16 protein-coding genes are annotated in these 17,383 nt (G+C 70.6%); 9 read left to right on the top strand and 7 right to left on the bottom strand.

Features of this window, described 5'->3' with window-relative positions; translation table 11 throughout:
• Positions 1-15 precede the first annotated feature (15 nt).
• The 4 genes from WME79_RS33095 (at position 16) to WME79_RS33080 (ending at position 5,755) form a co-directional block, all read left to right on the top strand.
• A complete protein-coding gene (locus WME79_RS33095; RefSeq protein WP_437522969.1) occupies positions 16-2,328 on the top strand; it encodes a beta-ketoacyl synthase N-terminal-like domain-containing protein in 2,313 nt (770 codons plus the stop codon).
• Positions 2,325-3,239 carry a hypothetical protein gene (locus tag WME79_RS33090; RefSeq protein WP_437522968.1) on the top strand — a complete coding sequence of 305 codons (915 nt, stop codon included), beginning with the start codon at positions 2,325-2,327 and terminating at the stop codon, positions 3,237-3,239. The genes WME79_RS33095 and WME79_RS33090 overlap by 4 nt, the downstream gene beginning before the upstream one ends.
• Positions 3,236-5,146 (top strand): beta-ketoacyl synthase N-terminal-like domain-containing protein, encoded by a 1,911-nt coding sequence (locus tag WME79_RS33085; RefSeq protein ID WP_437522966.1) that lies wholly within the window; start codon positions 3,236-3,238, stop codon positions 5,144-5,146. The genes WME79_RS33090 and WME79_RS33085 overlap by 4 nt, the downstream gene beginning before the upstream one ends.
• Before the next feature lie 123 nt (positions 5,147-5,269).
• Entirely contained in the window at positions 5,270-5,755 is a 486-nt protein-coding gene (locus WME79_RS33080) for a hypothetical protein (RefSeq protein ID WP_012238548.1), read from the top strand.
• Between the two features lie 234 nt (positions 5,756-5,989).
• Here the strand turns inward: WME79_RS33080 and WME79_RS33075 are convergent, their stop codons facing one another.
• From WME79_RS33075 to asnS, 4 genes are all read right to left on the bottom strand, one after another.
• A complete protein-coding gene (locus WME79_RS33075; RefSeq protein WP_437522963.1) occupies positions 5,990-6,904 on the bottom strand; it encodes a patatin-like phospholipase family protein in 915 nt (304 codons plus the stop codon).
• A 41-nt stretch (positions 6,905-6,945) separates the two neighbouring features.
• Positions 6,946-7,572, bottom strand: coding sequence for a hypothetical protein (locus WME79_RS33070; protein ID WP_437522962.1), 627 nt, complete (start codon positions 7,570-7,572; stop codon positions 6,946-6,948).
• 100 nt (positions 7,573-7,672) lie between these two features.
• A complete protein-coding gene (locus WME79_RS33065; protein WP_437522960.1) occupies positions 7,673-8,410 on the bottom strand; it encodes a class II glutamine amidotransferase in 738 nt (245 codons plus the stop codon).
• Between the two features lie 556 nt (positions 8,411-8,966).
• Positions 8,967-10,307 carry an asparagine--tRNA ligase gene (gene asnS / locus WME79_RS33060; RefSeq protein WP_437522958.1) on the bottom strand — a complete coding sequence of 447 codons (1,341 nt, stop codon included), beginning with the start codon at positions 10,305-10,307 and terminating at the stop codon, positions 8,967-8,969.
• Between the two features lie 64 nt (positions 10,308-10,371).
• Here asnS and WME79_RS33055 point away from each other — a divergent pair, with 64 nt between their 5' ends.
• Positions 10,372-11,193, top strand: a complete 822-nt coding sequence (locus WME79_RS33055) for a PDZ domain-containing protein (protein ID WP_437522956.1) — start codon at positions 10,372-10,374, stop codon at positions 11,191-11,193.
• Positions 11,194-11,208: 15 nt separating this feature from the next.
• A complete protein-coding gene (locus WME79_RS33050; protein WP_437522954.1) occupies positions 11,209-11,736 on the top strand; it encodes a TrmH family RNA methyltransferase in 528 nt (175 codons plus the stop codon).
• Between the two features lie 41 nt (positions 11,737-11,777).
• Here WME79_RS33050 and WME79_RS33045 read toward each other — a convergent pair whose 3' ends face one another.
• The 3 genes from WME79_RS33045 to groES all read right to left on the bottom strand — a co-directional run bounded on the left by WME79_RS33045 (position 11,778) and on the right by groES (position 14,392).
• The gene (locus WME79_RS33045; protein WP_437522952.1) at positions 11,778-12,311 is read right to left on the bottom strand and encodes a GNAT family N-acetyltransferase; all 534 of its coding nucleotides are present in this window, start codon (positions 12,309-12,311) and stop codon (positions 11,778-11,780) included.
• A 128-nt stretch (positions 12,312-12,439) separates the two neighbouring features.
• On the bottom strand, positions 12,440-14,068 hold the full coding sequence (gene groL, locus WME79_RS33040) for a chaperonin GroEL (protein ID WP_012238540.1): 1,629 nt from the start codon (positions 14,066-14,068) through the stop codon (positions 12,440-12,442).
• Positions 14,069-14,101: 33 nt separating this feature from the next.
• The gene (gene groES, locus WME79_RS33035) at positions 14,102-14,392 is read right to left on the bottom strand and encodes a co-chaperone GroES (RefSeq protein WP_437522950.1); all 291 of its coding nucleotides are present in this window, start codon (positions 14,390-14,392) and stop codon (positions 14,102-14,104) included.
• A 506-nt stretch (positions 14,393-14,898) separates the two neighbouring features.
• Here groES and WME79_RS33030 point away from each other — a divergent pair.
• From WME79_RS33030 to WME79_RS33020, 3 genes are all read left to right on the top strand, one after another.
• A complete protein-coding gene (locus WME79_RS33030; RefSeq protein ID WP_437522948.1) occupies positions 14,899-15,450 on the top strand; it encodes a hypothetical protein in 552 nt (183 codons plus the stop codon).
• Positions 15,450-16,118, top strand: a complete 669-nt coding sequence (locus WME79_RS33025) for a hypothetical protein (RefSeq protein WP_437522946.1) — start codon at positions 15,450-15,452, stop codon at positions 16,116-16,118. Before WME79_RS33030 ends, WME79_RS33025 begins: the two co-directional genes overlap by 1 nt.
• A gap of 126 nt (positions 16,119-16,244) precedes the next feature.
• On the top strand, positions 16,245-17,090 hold the full coding sequence (locus WME79_RS33020) for a response regulator transcription factor (protein ID WP_437522944.1): 846 nt from the start codon (positions 16,245-16,247) through the stop codon (positions 17,088-17,090).
• The last annotated feature ends 293 nt before the right edge of the window (positions 17,091-17,383 follow it).

The following is a 17,383-nucleotide window of genomic DNA, read 5'->3' as shown; positions in this document are numbered from 1 at the left end:
GAGAGCCGTTCGGGCGTGCGCATCTGGGTGACGGGCATCGGGGTCGTCTCGCCCCTGGCGCGTGGGGCGAGCGAGACGATGGACCGGCTCATCGCAGGAGAACGGGCCTTCGCGCCGATCTCCTTGTTCGAGATCCCCGGGACGCGCGGGCGCATCGCCGCGGAGGTCCGCGACCTCTCCCCCGAGGAGGTCGCGCCGCCCGGCGAGGCGGAAGGGTGGTCTCGGACCGACGCGATGGCCGTGCTCTCGGCCCGCGAGGCGCTCGCGCACGCGGGCATCGACCCGAGGGCCGTTCCGGTCGACCTGGTGGTCGGCGGGACGACCGCCGGCATGTTCGAGACGGAGGACTTGCTCGCCCGGCTGTCGCACGACCCCAGCGCGATCGCCCCCCTGAAGCGGATGCTCTCCCATCCGCTCTCCTCGACGGCCGACCACGTCCGCGCCGCCGTCGGTCCGTTCCGGCGGGTGAGGAGCGTCTGCAGCGCCTGCTCGAGCGGCGCGAACGCCGTCTTGCTGGGGGCGGCCTGGCTCCGCGCCGGCCTCTCCACCCGCGTGCTCGCGGGGGGCGCTGACGGCCTGTGCCGGCTGACGTACACCGGCTTCGGTGCGCTCGCGGCTGTCGATCCGGAGCCGTGCCGCCCGTTCGATCGGCGGCGCGCCGGTCTGAACCTCGGCGAAGCCGCGGCGTTCCTGCTCCTCGAGTCCGAGGACGCCGCGCGCGCGCGGGGGGCGGAGCCGATCGTCGAGCTCCGCGGATGGGCGACCGGCGCCGAGGCGCATCACATCACCAACCCCGAGCGCGAGGGGCGCACCGCCGCGCGCGTCATGCGCGACGCTCTCCGGTGCGCGGCGCTCACGCCCTCGGATCTGGACTACGTCAACGCGCACGGCACCGCGACGCCGCTGAACGACGTCATGGAGAGCGCCGCCCTGCGCGCCTGCCTCGGCCACGAGGTGAACCGCATCGCCGTCTCCTCATCGAAGGGGCAGATCGGGCACACGCTCGGCGCCGCGGGCGCGGTCGAGGCCGCGATCACCGCCCTCGCCATCGCGCGTGGCGTGATGCCCCCGACCGGCGGCCTTGAAGAGGTCGATCCGGAGTGCCAGCTCGTGCACCTCAAGGAGGCGCGCGAGGCGCCGATCCGGTCGGCGATGTCGAACTCCTTCGGCTTCGGCGGCACGGACAGCGTGCTCGTGCTCGCGCAGCCCGACCGCTTTCCTCCGCCGCTCGACGCCGGCAGCGCGCCCCGGCGGCGCTCGGTCGTCGTGACCGCGGCCGCGACGATCGGCCCGCTCGGCGTCCTCGCGTCCCGCGGCAGCGCCGCGTATCTCGAGCCTGGCCCTCCGCCAGCGGAAGGGGCCATCCCCTTCAACACGGCCGCGCACCTCGATCTCGCGCGGGCGAGGCGGCTCGACCGAGCTGGCCGGCTGACGACGGCCGCGATCCTGACGGCCCTGTCGGAGGCCGGGCTCGGTGGCGCGGTTCAGGCCGAGGCGGGCGCGGGCGATCCGGCGGCCGACGTCGCGCCGAGCCGCACCCTGCCCGGCGCCATCGTCGGCGCGTCCTTTGGCAGCGTCGACGCCTCGACCGCCTACATGCGGCGCATCTACGACAAGGGCGCGAAGTACGCGAGCCCCGCCGATTTTCCGAACCTGGTCCCGTCGTCGCCGGTCGGGCATGCCTCCATCTACCTGGGCCTCCGTGGCCCGGTGTTCGCGATGGCCGACCTCGGAGCGACCGCGGAAGCGGCCATGGTCACGGCCATCGAGCTCATCACGGCCGGGGAGGGGGAGGCGCTCGCCGCCGGCAGCGTCGAGGAGACGAGCCCGATGATCGAGCGGTGCCTCGGTCCGATCTGCTCGCAAGTCGTCAGCAGCGGTGTCCGCAGCGAGGGCGCTGCCGTGCTGCTCTTCGAGAGCGCCGCGCGTGTGCGTGAGCGAGGGGCGCGCCCGGTGGCGATGGTGTCCTGGTGGAACTCCTGGCGGGGTGACGGCGTGGGGATGCTCGCGGGAGCGCCAGCGCCGGCGCGCCTCGGCGCTTCGGGAGAGGTCGCCCTGCGAGGGCAGGCCACCGTCCCGTCGCCAGCCGCCGTGTTCGTCGGACGGGAGGAGGAGCGCCTCGTCGCCTGCCTGCATGGCTCACCGTGGGCCGAGCTGCCGCGCTCCACGCTCGCGTCGCGCTCAGGCGATCACGAGGGCGCCGGCGGGTTCGCCGCTGCTGCGGCGGTCGCGGCGCTCGCCAGCCGCGACCTCGCGAGCGTGCTCGTCCTCGGCGGCGCACCCGACCGGGGATACGCCATCCTGCTGGTCGCTCCCGGCGACGCGTGACGACATCGCTGCCCGCTCCTCGCCGTCGTGCGCGGCGCCTCGTCAGCGCCGGGCGCCTCCTGCTCTTGCTCGCGAGCCTCCCTGCCTGCGCCGCGAGCGCTCCGCGGCGCAACGGCGCGCTCGACGCCGAGCTAGCGCGCCTCCTGCCTGGCCCATCGGCGGGCACGTCCGCCGCGCGGCTCGACCCCTCCGCGTGGCGCGAGGGGCGCGAGCGCCTCGCAGGTCTCCGCCGCGAGGTCGAGGGGGCTGGCCCGCGAACGCTCCGCGTCCGCCTGGCATTGCGGGAGCCGCGCACGGGCCACGTGCTCGAGGCGCGCGGCGCGATCGCGGTCGCCCCGCCGGCGATCGAAGGGCGCGCACGCGCGGCGGGGAGCGACATGCTCGAGCCCGAGGGCGCGCTGCGGATGATCCTCCTCGGTCCGGGCGGCACCACCGCGCTCGACCTGTGGGCGCGCGGCGATCGCTTCCGTTTCGCCGTTCCCGCGCTGGATCTGCTGAGGCGCGGCGACGCCTCGACGCCAAGGACTGCACTCCGCGGTTTGCCGGTAGATTTCCTGCGCTGGTGGATGCTCCATCCGGCGGCGGGGACGCTGCTCTGGTACTCGCGCGCTGCGAGCACGGATTCCTTCGTCCTGCGCGACGGCGACGCCGTCATCGATCTGCGGGTCAACGACCGGGGTGTGATCGGCGCGCGCCGCACCACGTGGTCGACGGTGGAGGGCACCCGCCGGCGCCGGCTCGACGAGGAGGTCGTGATCGCCGAGGGCATGGGATGCGGCAACGTCCGCTACGCGCAAGCGTCGACCGGGCTGCTCATCACGGTGCTCTGCGAGGCCGAGGAGCGGGATCGCGCGCCGGATCCACGCGCGTTCGTCGATCCCGACTCGCTCCGGCCGGGGGGCGGCTCATGAGCGACGCCTGCGTCATCGCGTCGGGCGCTGTCTCGGCGCTCGGCCTCGGCCCTCTCGCCTACCGCGTCCCTCGGGCTGGCGAGCCTGCGCCTGTCGCGATCGCGCGCGACGCGGAGCTGGCTCGCGCCGGCCTGCTGCGGCCCTTCGCCGCGCGCGCGCCCGCGGAGCTCGGCGTCGCTCCAGGCGCCGATCGCGCCACCGACCTCCTGAAGGCGGCGCTCTCGCAGACCCTCGCGGCGCTGGAGGGCGTGCGCCCGGGCTTTCGTGGCGAGCGCATCGGCATCGCCCTCGGTACCTCCAGCGGCGGCATGCTCACCGCGGAGCGGTTCTTCGCCGCCCGCGCCGAGGGGGCCGACGCCGGCTCGCTCGCCGCGCTGGCCTCGCGCGCGACCTATTTCGCGCCGTTCAACGACGCGCTCGCCGCGTTCGGGCTCGATCGGACCCCGCTGCGCACGCATCTGCTCGCGGCGTGCGCGGCGAGCACCCTGGCGATCGGCCTCGGTCTCCGCTGGCTCGATCGCGACGCTTGCGATCTCGTGCTCGCCGGCGGCTACGACGCCGTCAGCGTCTTCGTCGCCGCCGGCTTCGAGGCGCTCCGCGCGACCACGGCGTCCACGTCGCGCCCGTTTCGGGTCGGCCGTGACGGCATGGCGCTCGGCGAGGGCGCCGCCGTCGTCGCCCTCGTCCGCGAGGACCGCCTCCGTGGCGCCCCGGTGATCGTCCGTGTCGCCGGCTTCGGCGCGTCCACGGACGCGGTGCACATCACCGCCCCGGATCGAACCGGCTCGGGGCTCGCGCGCGCCGGCGCCGCGGCGCTCGCTGACGCCGGGTGGCCTGCCTCGCGCGTCGGTCTCGTCAGCGCGCACGCCACGGCGACGCCTTACAACGACGCGATGGAGTCGCGCGCGATCGCCGCGCTGCTCTCGCAGCGCGGCGCCGTGGAGGGCTCGGATGCGCTGGCCGGCGCGGACGCGCCTCCGCCGGTGGTCCACCCGTTCAAGGCTCAGATCGGACACACGCTCGGGGCCGCGGGCGTGCTCGAGGCGCTCGCTGCAGCGGCCGCCCTCGAGGCATCCATCGCTCCACCGGCGGCCTCCGAAGGCGAGCTCGACCCCGACGCACCGGCTCACCTGCTCGAGCGCGCCGAGCCCCGCCCGCTCTCTTCGGCGCTCAAGCTCTCGGCAGCGTTCGGCGGCGCCAACGCCGCCCTCTTGCTCACGTCCTCCGCGAGCGGGCGCCGCCCGAGGCGCCCCCGCGCCGTGGTTCTCCGGGCGCACGCGCACGTGACGGGCTCCGATCTCGGGCGCCTCGCCGAGGCGACCGGCATCGCGCGCGACCGCCTCGCGCGCCTCGACGCGCTCTGCCGGCTCGGGCTGACCGCGGTGGCAGCCCTCGCCGCCATCGTCGGCGCCGAGCGCTTGCGGGCGGCCGGCATCGTCGCGGGCCACGCGCTCGCCACGATCGACACCAACGATGTGTACGACGCCCGCCGGCGCGCGCGCGGAGCCCGCTTCGTCGAGCCGCGCCTCTTTCCTGCGACGTCGCCGAACGCGATCGCGGGCGAGTGCGCCATCGCGTACCAGCTCACCGGGCCGAGCTTCGCGGTAGGCGCTGGGCTCGGCGGCGCGCTGGAGGCGCTCCGCGCCGCGGCCGATCTCATCGCGTCCTCGGACGCCGACCGCATGGTCGTCCTCGCGGCCGACGACGCGGGGCCGGTCGCGCGCGAGCTGCTCGGCCTCACCGGCGCCCCGCACCGCGCGCTCGCCAGCGGCGCCGTCGCGCTCCTCCTGCAGGCGGATCCCGGCGACGAAGAGCGCCTGCGCAAGGTCGATCCGGACCTGCCTGTCGACCACGACGGGCCGGTCGGCCATCTCGCCCTCCTCCGCTGGCTCGAGGAGCACGCGTAGCGGGCGCGCCCGTCCCCGTCATCCTTGGTGATCGTGATCGCTTCGCTTGCCGATCCGCGCCTCGATCTGGCAAGGTTCCCGGCTGGAATCAGCTGCTTCCCCCGAGCGTTGTCCTGCCCGCGTATGTTCTGCCGCCAAACAAAAGCTGTCGCTTCGCTCCTCGTCGTTGCTTCGGCCGTCCTCGCCGGGTGCGCCACCCACTACATCCCGAACACGGACGTGGAGGACAACGACGACAACCGCAAGATCATCTCGTTCTGCGAGAAGTATCGCAACGCGGTGGAGAGCAAGAACGTGGGCGAGCTGCTCAAGCTCGCGTCGCCCAAGTACTACGAGGACGGCGGCAACATCGATGCGGCGGACGACCTCGATTACGCTGGCCTGCGCGCGTACCTCACCGGCAAGTTCCAGGACGCGCGCGCCATCCGCTACGAGATCCGCTACCGGCGCGTCCTCAAGGGTGATGATGTCATCTACGTCGACTACACCTTCAGCGCGAGCTACCGCATCCCGGGTGGCAAGGGCGAAGAGTGGCGCCGCAAGGTCGACGACAACCGGCTGGAGCTGGTGGAGTACCAGGACGGGTACCGCATCGTCGCGGGGATGTAGCGGTCGGTCGCTGCGCGACGGCGCCGTCGACGGACGCCAGGGCGTGCGGCGGTAGCTCCGCCCGCCAGATCTAGAGCGGTTTCCGCCCACCTCTGCACCATGCCGAGTAGAGCGGCGGTCACCCGCACAGGAGACGGGCCCAGATCGGCGTTTTCGGCGCGCAAGCGCACGCCCGGTGCGCTGAGCACCGAAAACGTCGAGGTGGGCCCGTCTCCGAAGCGGGTGACCGTCGCTCTAGTTCAGCGCGCTCTTCGAGGAGGGGGCATCGAACACGCCCTTCTCCTTCGCGGCGGCGAGCACGCGGAGCGCAGTGCGGTAGCCGCGCAGGACGAGCGGCTTGGCGGCGAACCGGTTCATGTAGCTGTACCGGCCGATCGCGGGCGCCACGTCCAGGAAGGTGACGTTCGGGTAGAGCTTGGAGAGGAGCTCGACGCCGCGGCGCTCCTTCTCGGCCAGAAGGATGCTGAGCGACTGCCGGACGACGCTGGGCGCGCCGCTCCTCGCGATCGAGCGCTGCGACTCGTCGCGCTCCTCGGGACGGTAGATGTTGGAGATGATCACGATGTTGGCGCCGGCATTCACGGCCACGTCGGCGGAGAGCGTCCGGATCACCTCGCCGCTCAAGTGATAGCGGCCGTTGATGCGGTAGGGCCGGAACAGGCCGGGCACGCAGCAGCTCGCGGCCACCGCCTGGCTGATCGGCGTCGCCTCGTCGTAGCCCGGGCCAAACACGACGCGCTTGGCGCTGTCCACGTCCACCGCCGTCACGTAGACGGCGTGCGGCAGCTGCCGGAAGTCGTTGATCGGCAGCGTCCGGCGCACGTAGCGCTCGAGCTTGTCGATCGAGAACACCCCCGAGCAGAGGTATCCCGGGTCGAGCAGATCGCGCAGGGCGGGAGCTCCGAAGAAGCTCGACACGTGGAGGCGAGGCCCGCGGTGACGTCGTCTCCAGGGGAGGCGGTAGGCGTCGAGCAGCACATCGAGCGGGATGTCTTGCCCGTACGTCGCGCTGACCAGCGCGCCCGCTCCCGCGCCCACGTAGATCTCTGGATGGATGCCCAGCTCCTCGCAAGCCTTCAGCACGCCGAGGTGCGCAAGGCCTCGCGCCGCTCCCCCGGAGCCCACGAACGCGATCTTGAGGCGGCTCATCGAGCCCCGATCTTGTCGGAGATATGGCACAAGCGCAAAGCCTACTGTAACTGGAAGTCCTCGAGCAGCCGATAGATCCTGAATCGCGGGCCGTCGCGGCGCAGCCAGACGACGATCTCGTCGCCGAGCAGGCGATCCGTGGCGACCCGAGCGGTCGCGATCGGCACGCGGATCACGACGTCCTGGTCATCGAGCGTCTCCGGCTGGATCGCGGGGTGTTGCGGCGTCGCGAGCACGTCCTCGGCCCGGAAGATCTGGAGCTCTGACTCCCGATAGACCGGCTCTCCGGCGAGCTTTCCGTACTCGAGTCGCCGGAACCGCTGCTCCCACCAGAGCCCGGCGCTCGGCGGCTGCCCCGATCCGCCCGAGCCGGTGTGGATCGCGAGGGCATCGCGCGTCAGCAGCTCGCTCAGGGCTTCGCTGTCCTCGGCGACCACCCGCCGGAAGAACTCGTCCACGACGTCCAGCGCGGCGCTGATGCCGAGAGGTGTCCGGAGGGTCACGACGCTCTCCTCGACGTCTGCCTGGTTCGTCGGTGCCGGCGGGGTGCTCGCCGGATCGAGCGCAACGCCGTCGGGGCGGCGGCGCTCGTCAGAGAGCTCGGCGGCGGTGGGAAACGAGGCCGGTCCTCCGCGGCCGCACCCCAGGAGCGACCAGCCCGCGATCACGGCGACGAGCAGCGATGGACACGCTGGCGACGGCCGAGAGGTGTCCGGAGAGCCGGCCGGCAGTGCATGCGCCCTGGCCTCCTGCGGGCCCTTCGGGCGTTCAGATCGGCTCGATCGCGGGAGCATCGGCGCGGGTGAACGTCACGATCGCACGCTCGCCGACGTGGGTCCACCCCGCGGGGGCCTGGTCGTCATCGAAGTCCGACGCGACGAGCGTCAACCGGCTCGCGGCATAGTCGGGCATGCGCATTCGGCCCAACCCGCCGTCGCTGAGGAGCCGCTCCATGTCGTCGCTGCCCTGGTAGATGCGGTACGCCATCGACGTGCCGCCGTGGGCGGCGAGCAGGTACTCGGGGTTCGTGACCACGATGTTCATCGCGCTCGGCCCCGCCCCTTCCTCCGCGCAGAGCCGGTCGACGAGCGCGATGGAGGACCGGAGGGCCGTCCGCGCGCTCGCCGCGTCCACGTTGGGTCGATCGAGCTGGCCGCTGTCGTGGAGGAAGGACAGGAACAGGTGGAAGAGGATCTCGCTGTCCGTCTCACCACGAACGTCGCGCTGGAGGAACTGCGGCAGCGAGTCGCTCAGCTGGCTCCGCAGGCGGGCGAACCCTTCGACCGTGCCCGTGTGGGCGAACAGCCACTGCCGATAGCGGAACGGGTGCGTGTTCTCGGTGCGCAGGCTGCCGACGGTCGCAGCCCGGACATGCGCCACGAGGATGTCGGCGCGCACGTCCTTGGTCATGTCGACCAGGCTGATCTCCGGTCGATCGTCGATCGGCCGGCGCTTGAGGAGAATCTCTCCTCCCTGGTAGAAGCCGACCCCCCAGCCAGGGATCACGCCCTCCCTTCGGCGAACCGTGAGGGCACGTTCTTCGAGCTCGATCGCACGCGCGCCGAGATCCGGACGGTTACCGATAAAGCCGACGAGACGAGCCATAGCTTTGTCCTCGCGAGTTGGGTCGGGGAGGCGGGGGCAGGGTCCGGCTCGCCGGTAGAGCGCTCCCTCATCTGCAAGCAGGGGTGGCTCCGTCGGTCGGCCGAGTGAGCGTGGGTCGCGGGTTGCGCCCTATGCTTTCTTGATACGACAGAGTCGCCCTGCAAGCGGAGCAAAAACGGATCCCCAGCGGCGAGGCGCGGCGCGGGCACGGCCTGACCACACTGCCCGCCGTTGTCGCGCGGGTTTGCCGATCGCGTTACCTCTTACTCACGCTCCTCGCACAGCGTCGCGATTCCGACGCGTGGGTGCGCGCGAGGAGCGGCTAGCCTCGTCTGCTCCCACGCTTCCTTGCTCCCACGCCTCGGCCCGTCGCGTCGGCGCCGTGGCGCATCGCGCCGTGAACGAGGAGCTGCCAGGCGACGCCCAGAACTTCCTGCAGGGTCTCTGACGCGCGGCACTAAGGCGAGAGCCGATTCAGCATGCGCGGGAACGGGATCGTCTCGCGCACGTGCGGCAGACCGCAGATCCAGGCGACGCTTCGCTCGACGCCGAGCCCGAAGCCCGCATGCGGGAAGGTGCCATACCGGCGCAGATCCAGGTACCAGCCGAACGCCTCGGGGGGCAGCTGATGCGCCTCGATTGCCCGCTCGAGGGTGGCGAGATCATCCTCGCGCTGCCCGCCCCCGATCACCTCTCCATAACCTTCCGGCGCCAGGACATCGACGCAGAGGGCGACCCGGTCGTCCGTCGGATCGCGCTTCATGTAGAAGGCTTTCACCTGAGCCGGATAGCGGTGGATCATGACGGGGCGATCGTACCGGCCGGAGATGATCGTCTCGTCCTCGCCGCCGAAGTCCTCTCCCCAGGGAAAATCCGGAATTTCAGCCTCTCCATCCATTTTGCGTTTCTCCGCGCGCGCCTCGTTCAGGATGGCGACGGCCTCGTCGTAGCGGATGCGCGGGAACGGCTTCTTGACGGCCTCGAGCTTCCCGACGTCGCGCTCGAGCACCGCGAGCTCGGGGCGGCGCCGCTCGAGGACCCGCTCGACGATGAAGCAGAGGAAGTCTTCCGCGAGGTCCATGTCGCCCGCGAGGTCCATGAACGCCACCTCGGGCTCGACCATCCAGAACTCGGCCAGGTGGCGGCGGGTCTTCGACTTTTCCGCGCGGAACGTGGGGCCGAAGCAGTACGCCTTCCCGAACGCGGCCGCTGCCGCCTCCATGTAAAGCTGCCCCGATTGGGTGAGGTACGCCTTCTCGCCGTGGTAGTCGGTCTGGAACAGCGTGCTCGTCCCCTCGCACGCGTTCGGCGTGAAGACCGGCGCATCGACGAGCGTGAACCCGCGCCCGTCGAAGAAGTCGCGGATGGCCTGGATGATGGTGTGACGAACGCGCAAGATCGCGTGCTGTCGCTTCGATCGCAGCCAGAGGTGGCGGTGATCCATGAGGAAGTCGGTCCCGTGCTCCTTCGGGGAGATGGGATACTCGCCGGCGGTGGGGCCGAGCACACGGAAGCCGGATGCGGCGATCTCGTAGACCCCGGCGCGCTTCGGGTGCGCCTTCAGCTCGCCGACGACATCGATCACGCTCTCCTGGGTGACCTTGTCGGCGGCCGCGAAGACCTCGTCGCCGACGTCGCTCTTCGCCATCACGCACTGGACGGTGCCGAAGCCGTCGCGCAGCTCGAGGAAGTGGAGCTTGCCGCTCGATCGCTTGTTGTAGAGCCATCCGCGGAGCACGACAGTGCTGCCGACGTGCGCGCTGAGGTCGCTGGTAGCAATGACGGGCTGATCCTGCATGGGCGCCCGAAATAGCACGGTTTAGTTGCGGCTGACGCCGGCTCCGGCCAAAAATGGCGCCATCTTGGTCCTCCGACGGCATCGCGCGCTCTCGCTCTGCTTGCCAGCGTTCATCTTGCTGCTCGCCGCGGGCGGCTGCTCGGCGCTCTATCCCGAGCTCTCGACCCGCCTGCACGAGCCTCCTGCAGACCAGGAGCTGCATCCTCCGCCGCCCGAGGACGTCCGATGGCTCCGGGTCGTCCGTGCGAGAATCCCGGAGCGCACTCGGGACGGCCGAGCGTGGGATTCCGGCGCCGGCGACCTCCCGGACCCCTATGTCCGCGTCTTCGTCAACGGCGCGGAGATCTTTCGGACGGCAGAGCAAGCGAACACGCTGGAGCCGACCTGGCCCGAAGGACCCAGCGGAAACTTCCAGATCTTGCCCGAGGACCGGCTCCGGGTGGAGGTCTGGGAAGCGGATCCGCTCGTCGACAAGCCGATCGGGGTGCGCGACATCGGCCGTCCGAGCGATACGCACCGAGCCGCAGGCGAGATCGAGATCGAGCTCGATGCGGGCGGCTCGCTCACGCTCGCGTTCCAGCCGGCGCACGCCAAGTTCGGCCTCGGCCTCTGGTACCAGCTGCATTCCGGCTCCGCATTCATCTCGCGGACCATGGAGGGCGGGCCTGCAGAGCGCGCCGGGCTCCGCAAGGACGACGAGGTGCTGGAGATCGCCGGGCAGCCGCTGCGGCGCATGTCCGTCGCGGCGATCCGGGGCGCGCTCGACGCCGTGCCGCGCGCCGGGCTCGTGCTCCTGGTCAAGCACGCCACGGGCACGACCGAGCGGATCAGGGTCCACGAGGGGCCCATCTATCCGCTGTTCGATCGCTTCGCCGCCGCCGAGTAAGGGAGCCAGCGCGCCGTGAAGATCCCGCCCTTCGGGCTCACCACCCGGGAGATCCGCGAAGAGCTCGCCCCCTTGCGGAACGACTTCTCCATCGCCGTCTGCCGCGCGAAGAACCCGTTCAACATCGGCGCCATCATCCGCGTCGCGCACTCGTTCCTGGTGCGGGAGATCTTCCTGATCGGGACCGAGCCCTACTACGAGCGCGCTTCGATGGGCATGCAGAAGTACGAGACCATCGTCGAGTGCCCCGACGAGGCGAGCTTCCTGGAGGCGGCGCGCGGCCGCCCGCTCATCGGCGTGGAGCGCGATCACGCGCGGCGCACCCTCTGGGAGGCGCCGTTCCCCCGCGGGCTCGTGTTCCTCTTCGGCAGCGAGGATGACGGGCTGCCGCAGGCGCTGCTCGACGCGTGCGAGGACGTGATCGCGATCCCCATGTACGGGATCAACCACTCGTACCCCGTGGCGATCGCGGCGGGCATGACCCTGTGCGAGTGGGCCCGGCGGCGCGACCCGCGCGGCGGCGCGAGCCCCGCAGGAGGGTGAGCGGCGCCGAGGCGGGCCCCCCCGCCGCGGACGACAGGGCGCTACGCGGGGTAGCGCTCGAAGACGAGGAGCTCGCCCAGGAGGTCGTGATCGAGCGTTCCAGCAGGGCGCATCCCGAGCTTCTCGATCACCCGGAGCGACGCGCGGTGCCAAGCCGGCGTGGTCGCGATCACGCGCCTCACGCCCGGCTGCTGCAGCGTCCAGTGCAGGACGGCGCGCGACCCCTCCGTCGCGTAGCCTTGGCCCTGGGACTTGCCCTCGACGCCGTAGCCGATCTCCACGGTGCCGGTCGCGTCGGGCCGGCCGTTCAGCACCACGCTGCCGACGACGACGCGCTCCTCCTGCCCGCGCGTCACCATCAGCCGCGTGCCCCACAGGAACGCCTCTGGATCGTCGCGCAGCCGGTCCAGCGGCGAGCTGAAGGCGCGCTCGACGAGCGCGCGCCCAGGCCAGGCGTCAGGGAAGCGCGCGCCGGACAGGGCCTCGGCCTCGGCGCGATCTCCGTGGATGACCGCCTCGAGCAGGGGCAGCGAGACCGGGGTGAGCGCCAGGCGCTCGGTAGTCAGGGTGCTCATCGCGAACCTGCGCCAGATCAGATCATGCGCCGCGGCCCGCCGGAAGTCGAAATGGCGAAGGGCCGACTTCCTGAGAAGGAAGTCGGCCCTCGCCCGCCGGGCTTAACGGTCAGCGCGGCGCGTCGCGATCAGAAGTCGTGGCCGTGGCCCGCGTGGGCGCCACCAGCCGCCGGCTTCTCCTCCTTCGGCCGCTCAGCGATGAGCGCCTCGGTGGTGAGCATCAGGCTGGCGACGCTGGCCGCGTTCTGGAGCGCCGACCGGACGACCTTGACCGGATCGATGACGCCCATCTCGAGCAGGTTGCCGTAGTCGCCCGACGCCGCGTTGTAGCCGTACGAGTCCTTGCCGTCGCGCACCTTCTGCACGACGATCGAGCCCTCTTCCCCGGCGTTGGCCGAGATCTGGCGGAGGGGCTCCTCGATGGCGCGGCGGATGATGTTCACGCCGAACCGCTGCTCGTCGTTGACCTTGAGCTTCTCGAGCGAGCTCTGCGCGCGGATGAGCGCCACGCCGCCGCCCGGGACGATCCCCTCCTCGACGGCCGCGCGGGTCGCGTGGAGCGCGTCCTCGACGCGGGCCTTCTTCTCCTTCATCTCGGTCTCGGTCGCAGCGCCGACCTTGACGACCGCGACGCCGCCCACGAGCTTCGCGAGCCGCTCCTGGAGCTTCTCGCGGTCGTAGTCGCTCGTCGTGTTCTCGATCTGAGCGCGGATCTCCTGCTGCCGGGCCTTGATCTTGTCCTTCTTGCCCTGGCCGCCGACGATCGTGGTGTTGTCCTTGTCGATGATGACGGTCTTGGCGCGGCCGAGATCGCTGATCGTGACGTTCTCGAGCTTGAGGCCGAGCTCCTCCGCGATCACCTGGCCGTCCGTCAGGGTGGCGATGTCCTTCAGCATCTCCTTGCGGCGATCACCGAAGCCCGGCGCCTTGACGGCCGCGCAGTGCAGCGTGCCGCGGAGCTTGTTCACGACGAGGGTCGCGAGCGCCTCGCCCTCGACGTCCTCGGCGATGATGAGGAGCTGCTTCTGGCTCTTGGCGATCGCCTCGAGCACCGGGAGCAGGTCCTTCATGTTGGAGATCTTCTTCTCCGAGATGAGGATGTAGCAGTCCTCGAGGTTCGCCTTCATGGCCTCGGGATCGGTCACGAAGTACGGCGAGAGGTAGCCGCGGTCGAACTGCATGCCCTCGACCACGTCGAGGGTCGTGTCGGCGCTCTTGGCCTCCTCGACCGTGATCACGCCCTCCTTGCCGACCTTCTCCATCGCGTCGGCGAGGAGCTTGCCGATCGTCTCGTCGCCGTTCGCGCTGATCGTGCCGACCTGCGCGATCTCCTTCGCGTCCTTGGTCTGCTTGGCGGAGCCGCGGAGGTGCTCGACGATCGCCTCGACCGCCTTGTCGATGCCGCGCTTGATCTCCATCGGGTTGTGCCCGGCCGCGACGAGCTTGGAGCCCTCGCGGTAGATCGCCTGAGCGAGCACCGTCGCGGTGGTCGTCCCGTCGCCGGCGATGTCGCTCGTCTTCGAGGCGACCTCGCGGACCATCTGGGCGCCCATGTTCTCGAAGCGGTTCTCGAGCTCGATCTCCTTGGCGACCGTCACGCCGTCCTTGGTGACCGTCGGCGAGCCGAAGCTCTTCTCGATGACGACGTTGCGCCCCTTCGGGCCGAGGGTGACCTTGACCGCGTCGGCGAGGGCGTTGACCCCCGCGAGGATCATGCTGCGGGCGGACTCGTTGTAGATGATTTCCTTGGCTGCCATGGTGTCTCTCCTAAGTTCCTTCTGTCGCCCGCGTCACTTCTCGATCACGCCGAGGATGTCGTCCTCGCGGAGGATGAGGTGCTCCTCGCCGTCGATCTTGACCTCGGTGCCCGAGTACTTGCCGAAGAGGACGCGATCGCCCTCCTTGACGTCGAGCTTCCGCACGGTACCGTCCTCGGCGACCTTGCCGTTGCCGACGGCGATGACGGTCCCCTCGATCGGCTTCTCTTTCGCGGTGTCCGGAATGTAGAGACCTCCCTTGGTCTTCTCTTCTTCCTTCACGCGCTGAACGATCACGCGGTCCTGGAGCGGTCGAATCTTCATCTTTGCAAATCCTCCGGGGACGAGCGCCGCGTCCCACGAACGGCAAGACCCAGCCGGCCCACCTGAGCAGCCGCAAGGTCCCATACGATTGCAGTCTGGGCACTTTGCTAGCACTCACCCATGGCGAGTGCTAGCGAGCGCGCGGAAGATAGCCACCCCCTGGAGGGTGTCAAGAGTGGCCCTAGGCCGGCACTTTGCGCGTTGGCAGCCAGGCGCAGAGGTGGCTGTAAGTCCTGGAGATCGCAGGGGAAGGGGCGTGGCCTAAGGCTGGGCTCGGCGGAGCCCCTCGGCTAAAATGCGCTTATGAGGGCAAAGCTGCGGCAGCACAGTGACGCGATGCCCTCACGGTCTCCAGCCCGAGGGAGGCCGCCAGGACGTGTCTGGTTGACCTGAGCGCGCGGTGGCCCGGGTTACGTCGGTATCCAGGGCACCCGCATAAGTGAGGTGCCGCTGTGAGCCAAGCGATCTCTCTCTCCCCGAGCATGACCCGCTATTTCCAGGAGGTTGTGGACGAGGCGCTCCGAGTTCGGAACGTCGCTGCGACCGAGGCGGCGTCGAGTTACCTCGTCGGTCTGCTCTGTGCTTTTGCTCACCCGGACGAGCAGGCCGAGTCTGCCTTCAACCAGCCCCTGACCTTTCTTCTGCGCGATGCGCTGGAAGCCTCCGGGGCCGAGCGTTTCCAGCGGCTGCGCAACCTGGGAGACAGCGTCCTCTACGTGGTCGGCTTCTTCGGCGGCCACATCGAGGTCAAGGGGATCGATCGCGGCTATGTGGTCGGGGTCGGGTCGACCGCCTACCACCATGCGGCCGCTATGCTGCGCCTCAATGCGCGGGTCGGCCAGGGGCCCGACGTTCTTTCGGAGATGGCCGAGAAATTCGAGCGGTTCGTGAGCGTCCTGAACGATGTGGCCGACGGTACGCTCGCGTCCGGGGCTCGGGACGAGCGCTCGGTGCTCCGGCTGTACGAGCGCTGGGTTCGCACGGGATCGAGCCGCCTCGCGGATGAGCTCGGGGCACGAGGGCTCGTACCGAGCCGTGGCACGGGCGGGCTCAACTGATGCGGGGGCCGACCTTCCCGGCCCGGATCCAGCAGCACCTGGCGCGCACCTATGCGCTCGATGACGCGCCCGCGGTCGACGATTTCATCCAGCTGACGGACGGCAGCGCCCGCGAAGCGCTGCTGATCCGGCACGCCGCCGACGGGGATATCGAGGTCGCGCTGCACCTGCCCCACCGGGCGATCACGCGGGGGCGAGAGGGGACGTTCGACGAGATCTGCCAGATCGTCGAGGGCGTGAGCCACTTCCTCTATGTGGCCGAGCGGGCCCGCAGGGAGCTGCCGGCGACCCAGCTCGAGCTCGAGCTCCAGGCCGAGGTCGACAAGTACGTGCTGCTTGTCTATGGCGATCTGGCTGACGAGGTCGCGCCGCCAGGCCCGCCGCTCCGGCGCCGCCACGAGGCGGCGCCACCGGGGGCGGGACGCTTCGAGCCCGAGCGCGCCGCGCGGATCCGCGCCCATCTCTTCGAGCGGGTCACCTTCATGGATCCACCGGGCACGGAGACCGGCGATCGCTACCGGATCGCGAACGATCTGGCGGCGCGGTTCGCGGGCCGACTCGAGGCCGAGTTTGCCCGCCATGGGCGTCATGCCGAGCTGCTCGCCGCGCTGCGACGCTTCTATGCGGCGGGGCAGACGGAAAAGATCGCCCTCGCGCGCGCCGCCTGAGCGCATCCTCCCTGGCGCTCGGGATCGCTCGGGAGGACGGCGAACGGCCAAGAGCGCTGGCTGCGGCCGCGCGGTCTCGTTCTCTCTTGACCGGTTCGCGCGCACGTACTCTCATCCGCATCCACGATGCCTTCCGCGAGCACGATGCCGCCCCGTGTGCTGGTGGCCGAAGATGAACCGGCGATGTTGAGCCTCGTTGCGCGTCACCTGAGGAACCTCGGGTTCTCTGTGATCGAGGCTTCCGAGGGCGATGCCGCCTGGGATCTCGCGCGCGAGCACCAGCCCGATCTGGTGATCCTCGACGTGATGATGCCCGGCATGAGCGGCTGGGAGATCTGCAAGCGGCTGAAGAGCGACACGTCCGACGGACGGCCGTTCGCGAGCACCGGCGTCATCATGCTCACCGGCATCGGCGAGAACCTGAACGAGATGACCTCGCCGCTCTTCGCCGCAGACGCCTGGTTGAACAAGCCGTTCGATTTCGCGGATCTGGACGCGCGGGTGCGCGAGACGCTCGCGCGTTATGCGAAGCAGGTGCCTGACGCGAACGGGGCCAGAGCGCAGGCGAGCGCTGTTGGCGAGGAGCTTGAAGCCGCGGAGCAGCCGTCCTCCAGAGCACGGGCGACGGGGGCGAAGAAGTCGGCGGCAAACGGTGCCGTGGCAGGCCGAGCGGCTGCAAAGCGGCCGGCCGTGGCGAAGAAGCCGGCCGCCAAGGCGGCGAAGAAGCCGGCCGCCAAGACGGCGAAGAAGCCGGCCGTGGCGAAGAAGCCGGCCGCCAAGGCGGCGAAGAAGCCGGCCGTGGCGAAGAAGCCCGTCGCGGCGAAGAAGCCGGCAGCCAAGGCGGCGAAGAAGCCGGCCGTGGTGAAGAAGCCGGCCGCCAAGGCGGCGAAGAAGCCGGCCGTGGCGAAGAAGCCCGTCGCGGCGAAGAAGCCGGCAGCCAAGGCGGCGCCCAAGAAGAAGTCGACGAAGTAATCCAATTCGAGGCGGGCGCCGTGCGCAGTGGCCCGTCTCCTCGTTCCCACGGAACGTACGTGTGCCGCCGCCGAGCCGTGCGATCAGCGCTCGGAGGGAGGACCCCCACCCACCACCGGCAGCGCGCATCCACGCCGGCAGCGCGCTGAGCGCAGAGGCTGCCCTGCACGGGAATCATCAGGGCTCGCCGGGCGTCATTCCCTCGTACGTCGCGCGTAGCCTTCTACGTACGTCGCGCGGAGCCTCCCAGGAACTTTCGGGCGCCTGACCCGTCAGCAGGTACAATGCTGCGA

This window comes from Sorangium sp. So ce726, from assembly GCF_051521405.1.
Lineage (GTDB): Bacteria > Myxococcota_A > Polyangia > Polyangiales > Polyangiaceae > Sorangium.
The sequence above is the reverse complement of the archived record's forward strand: the minus strand, read 5'-3'. Positions and strand labels throughout refer to the sequence as shown.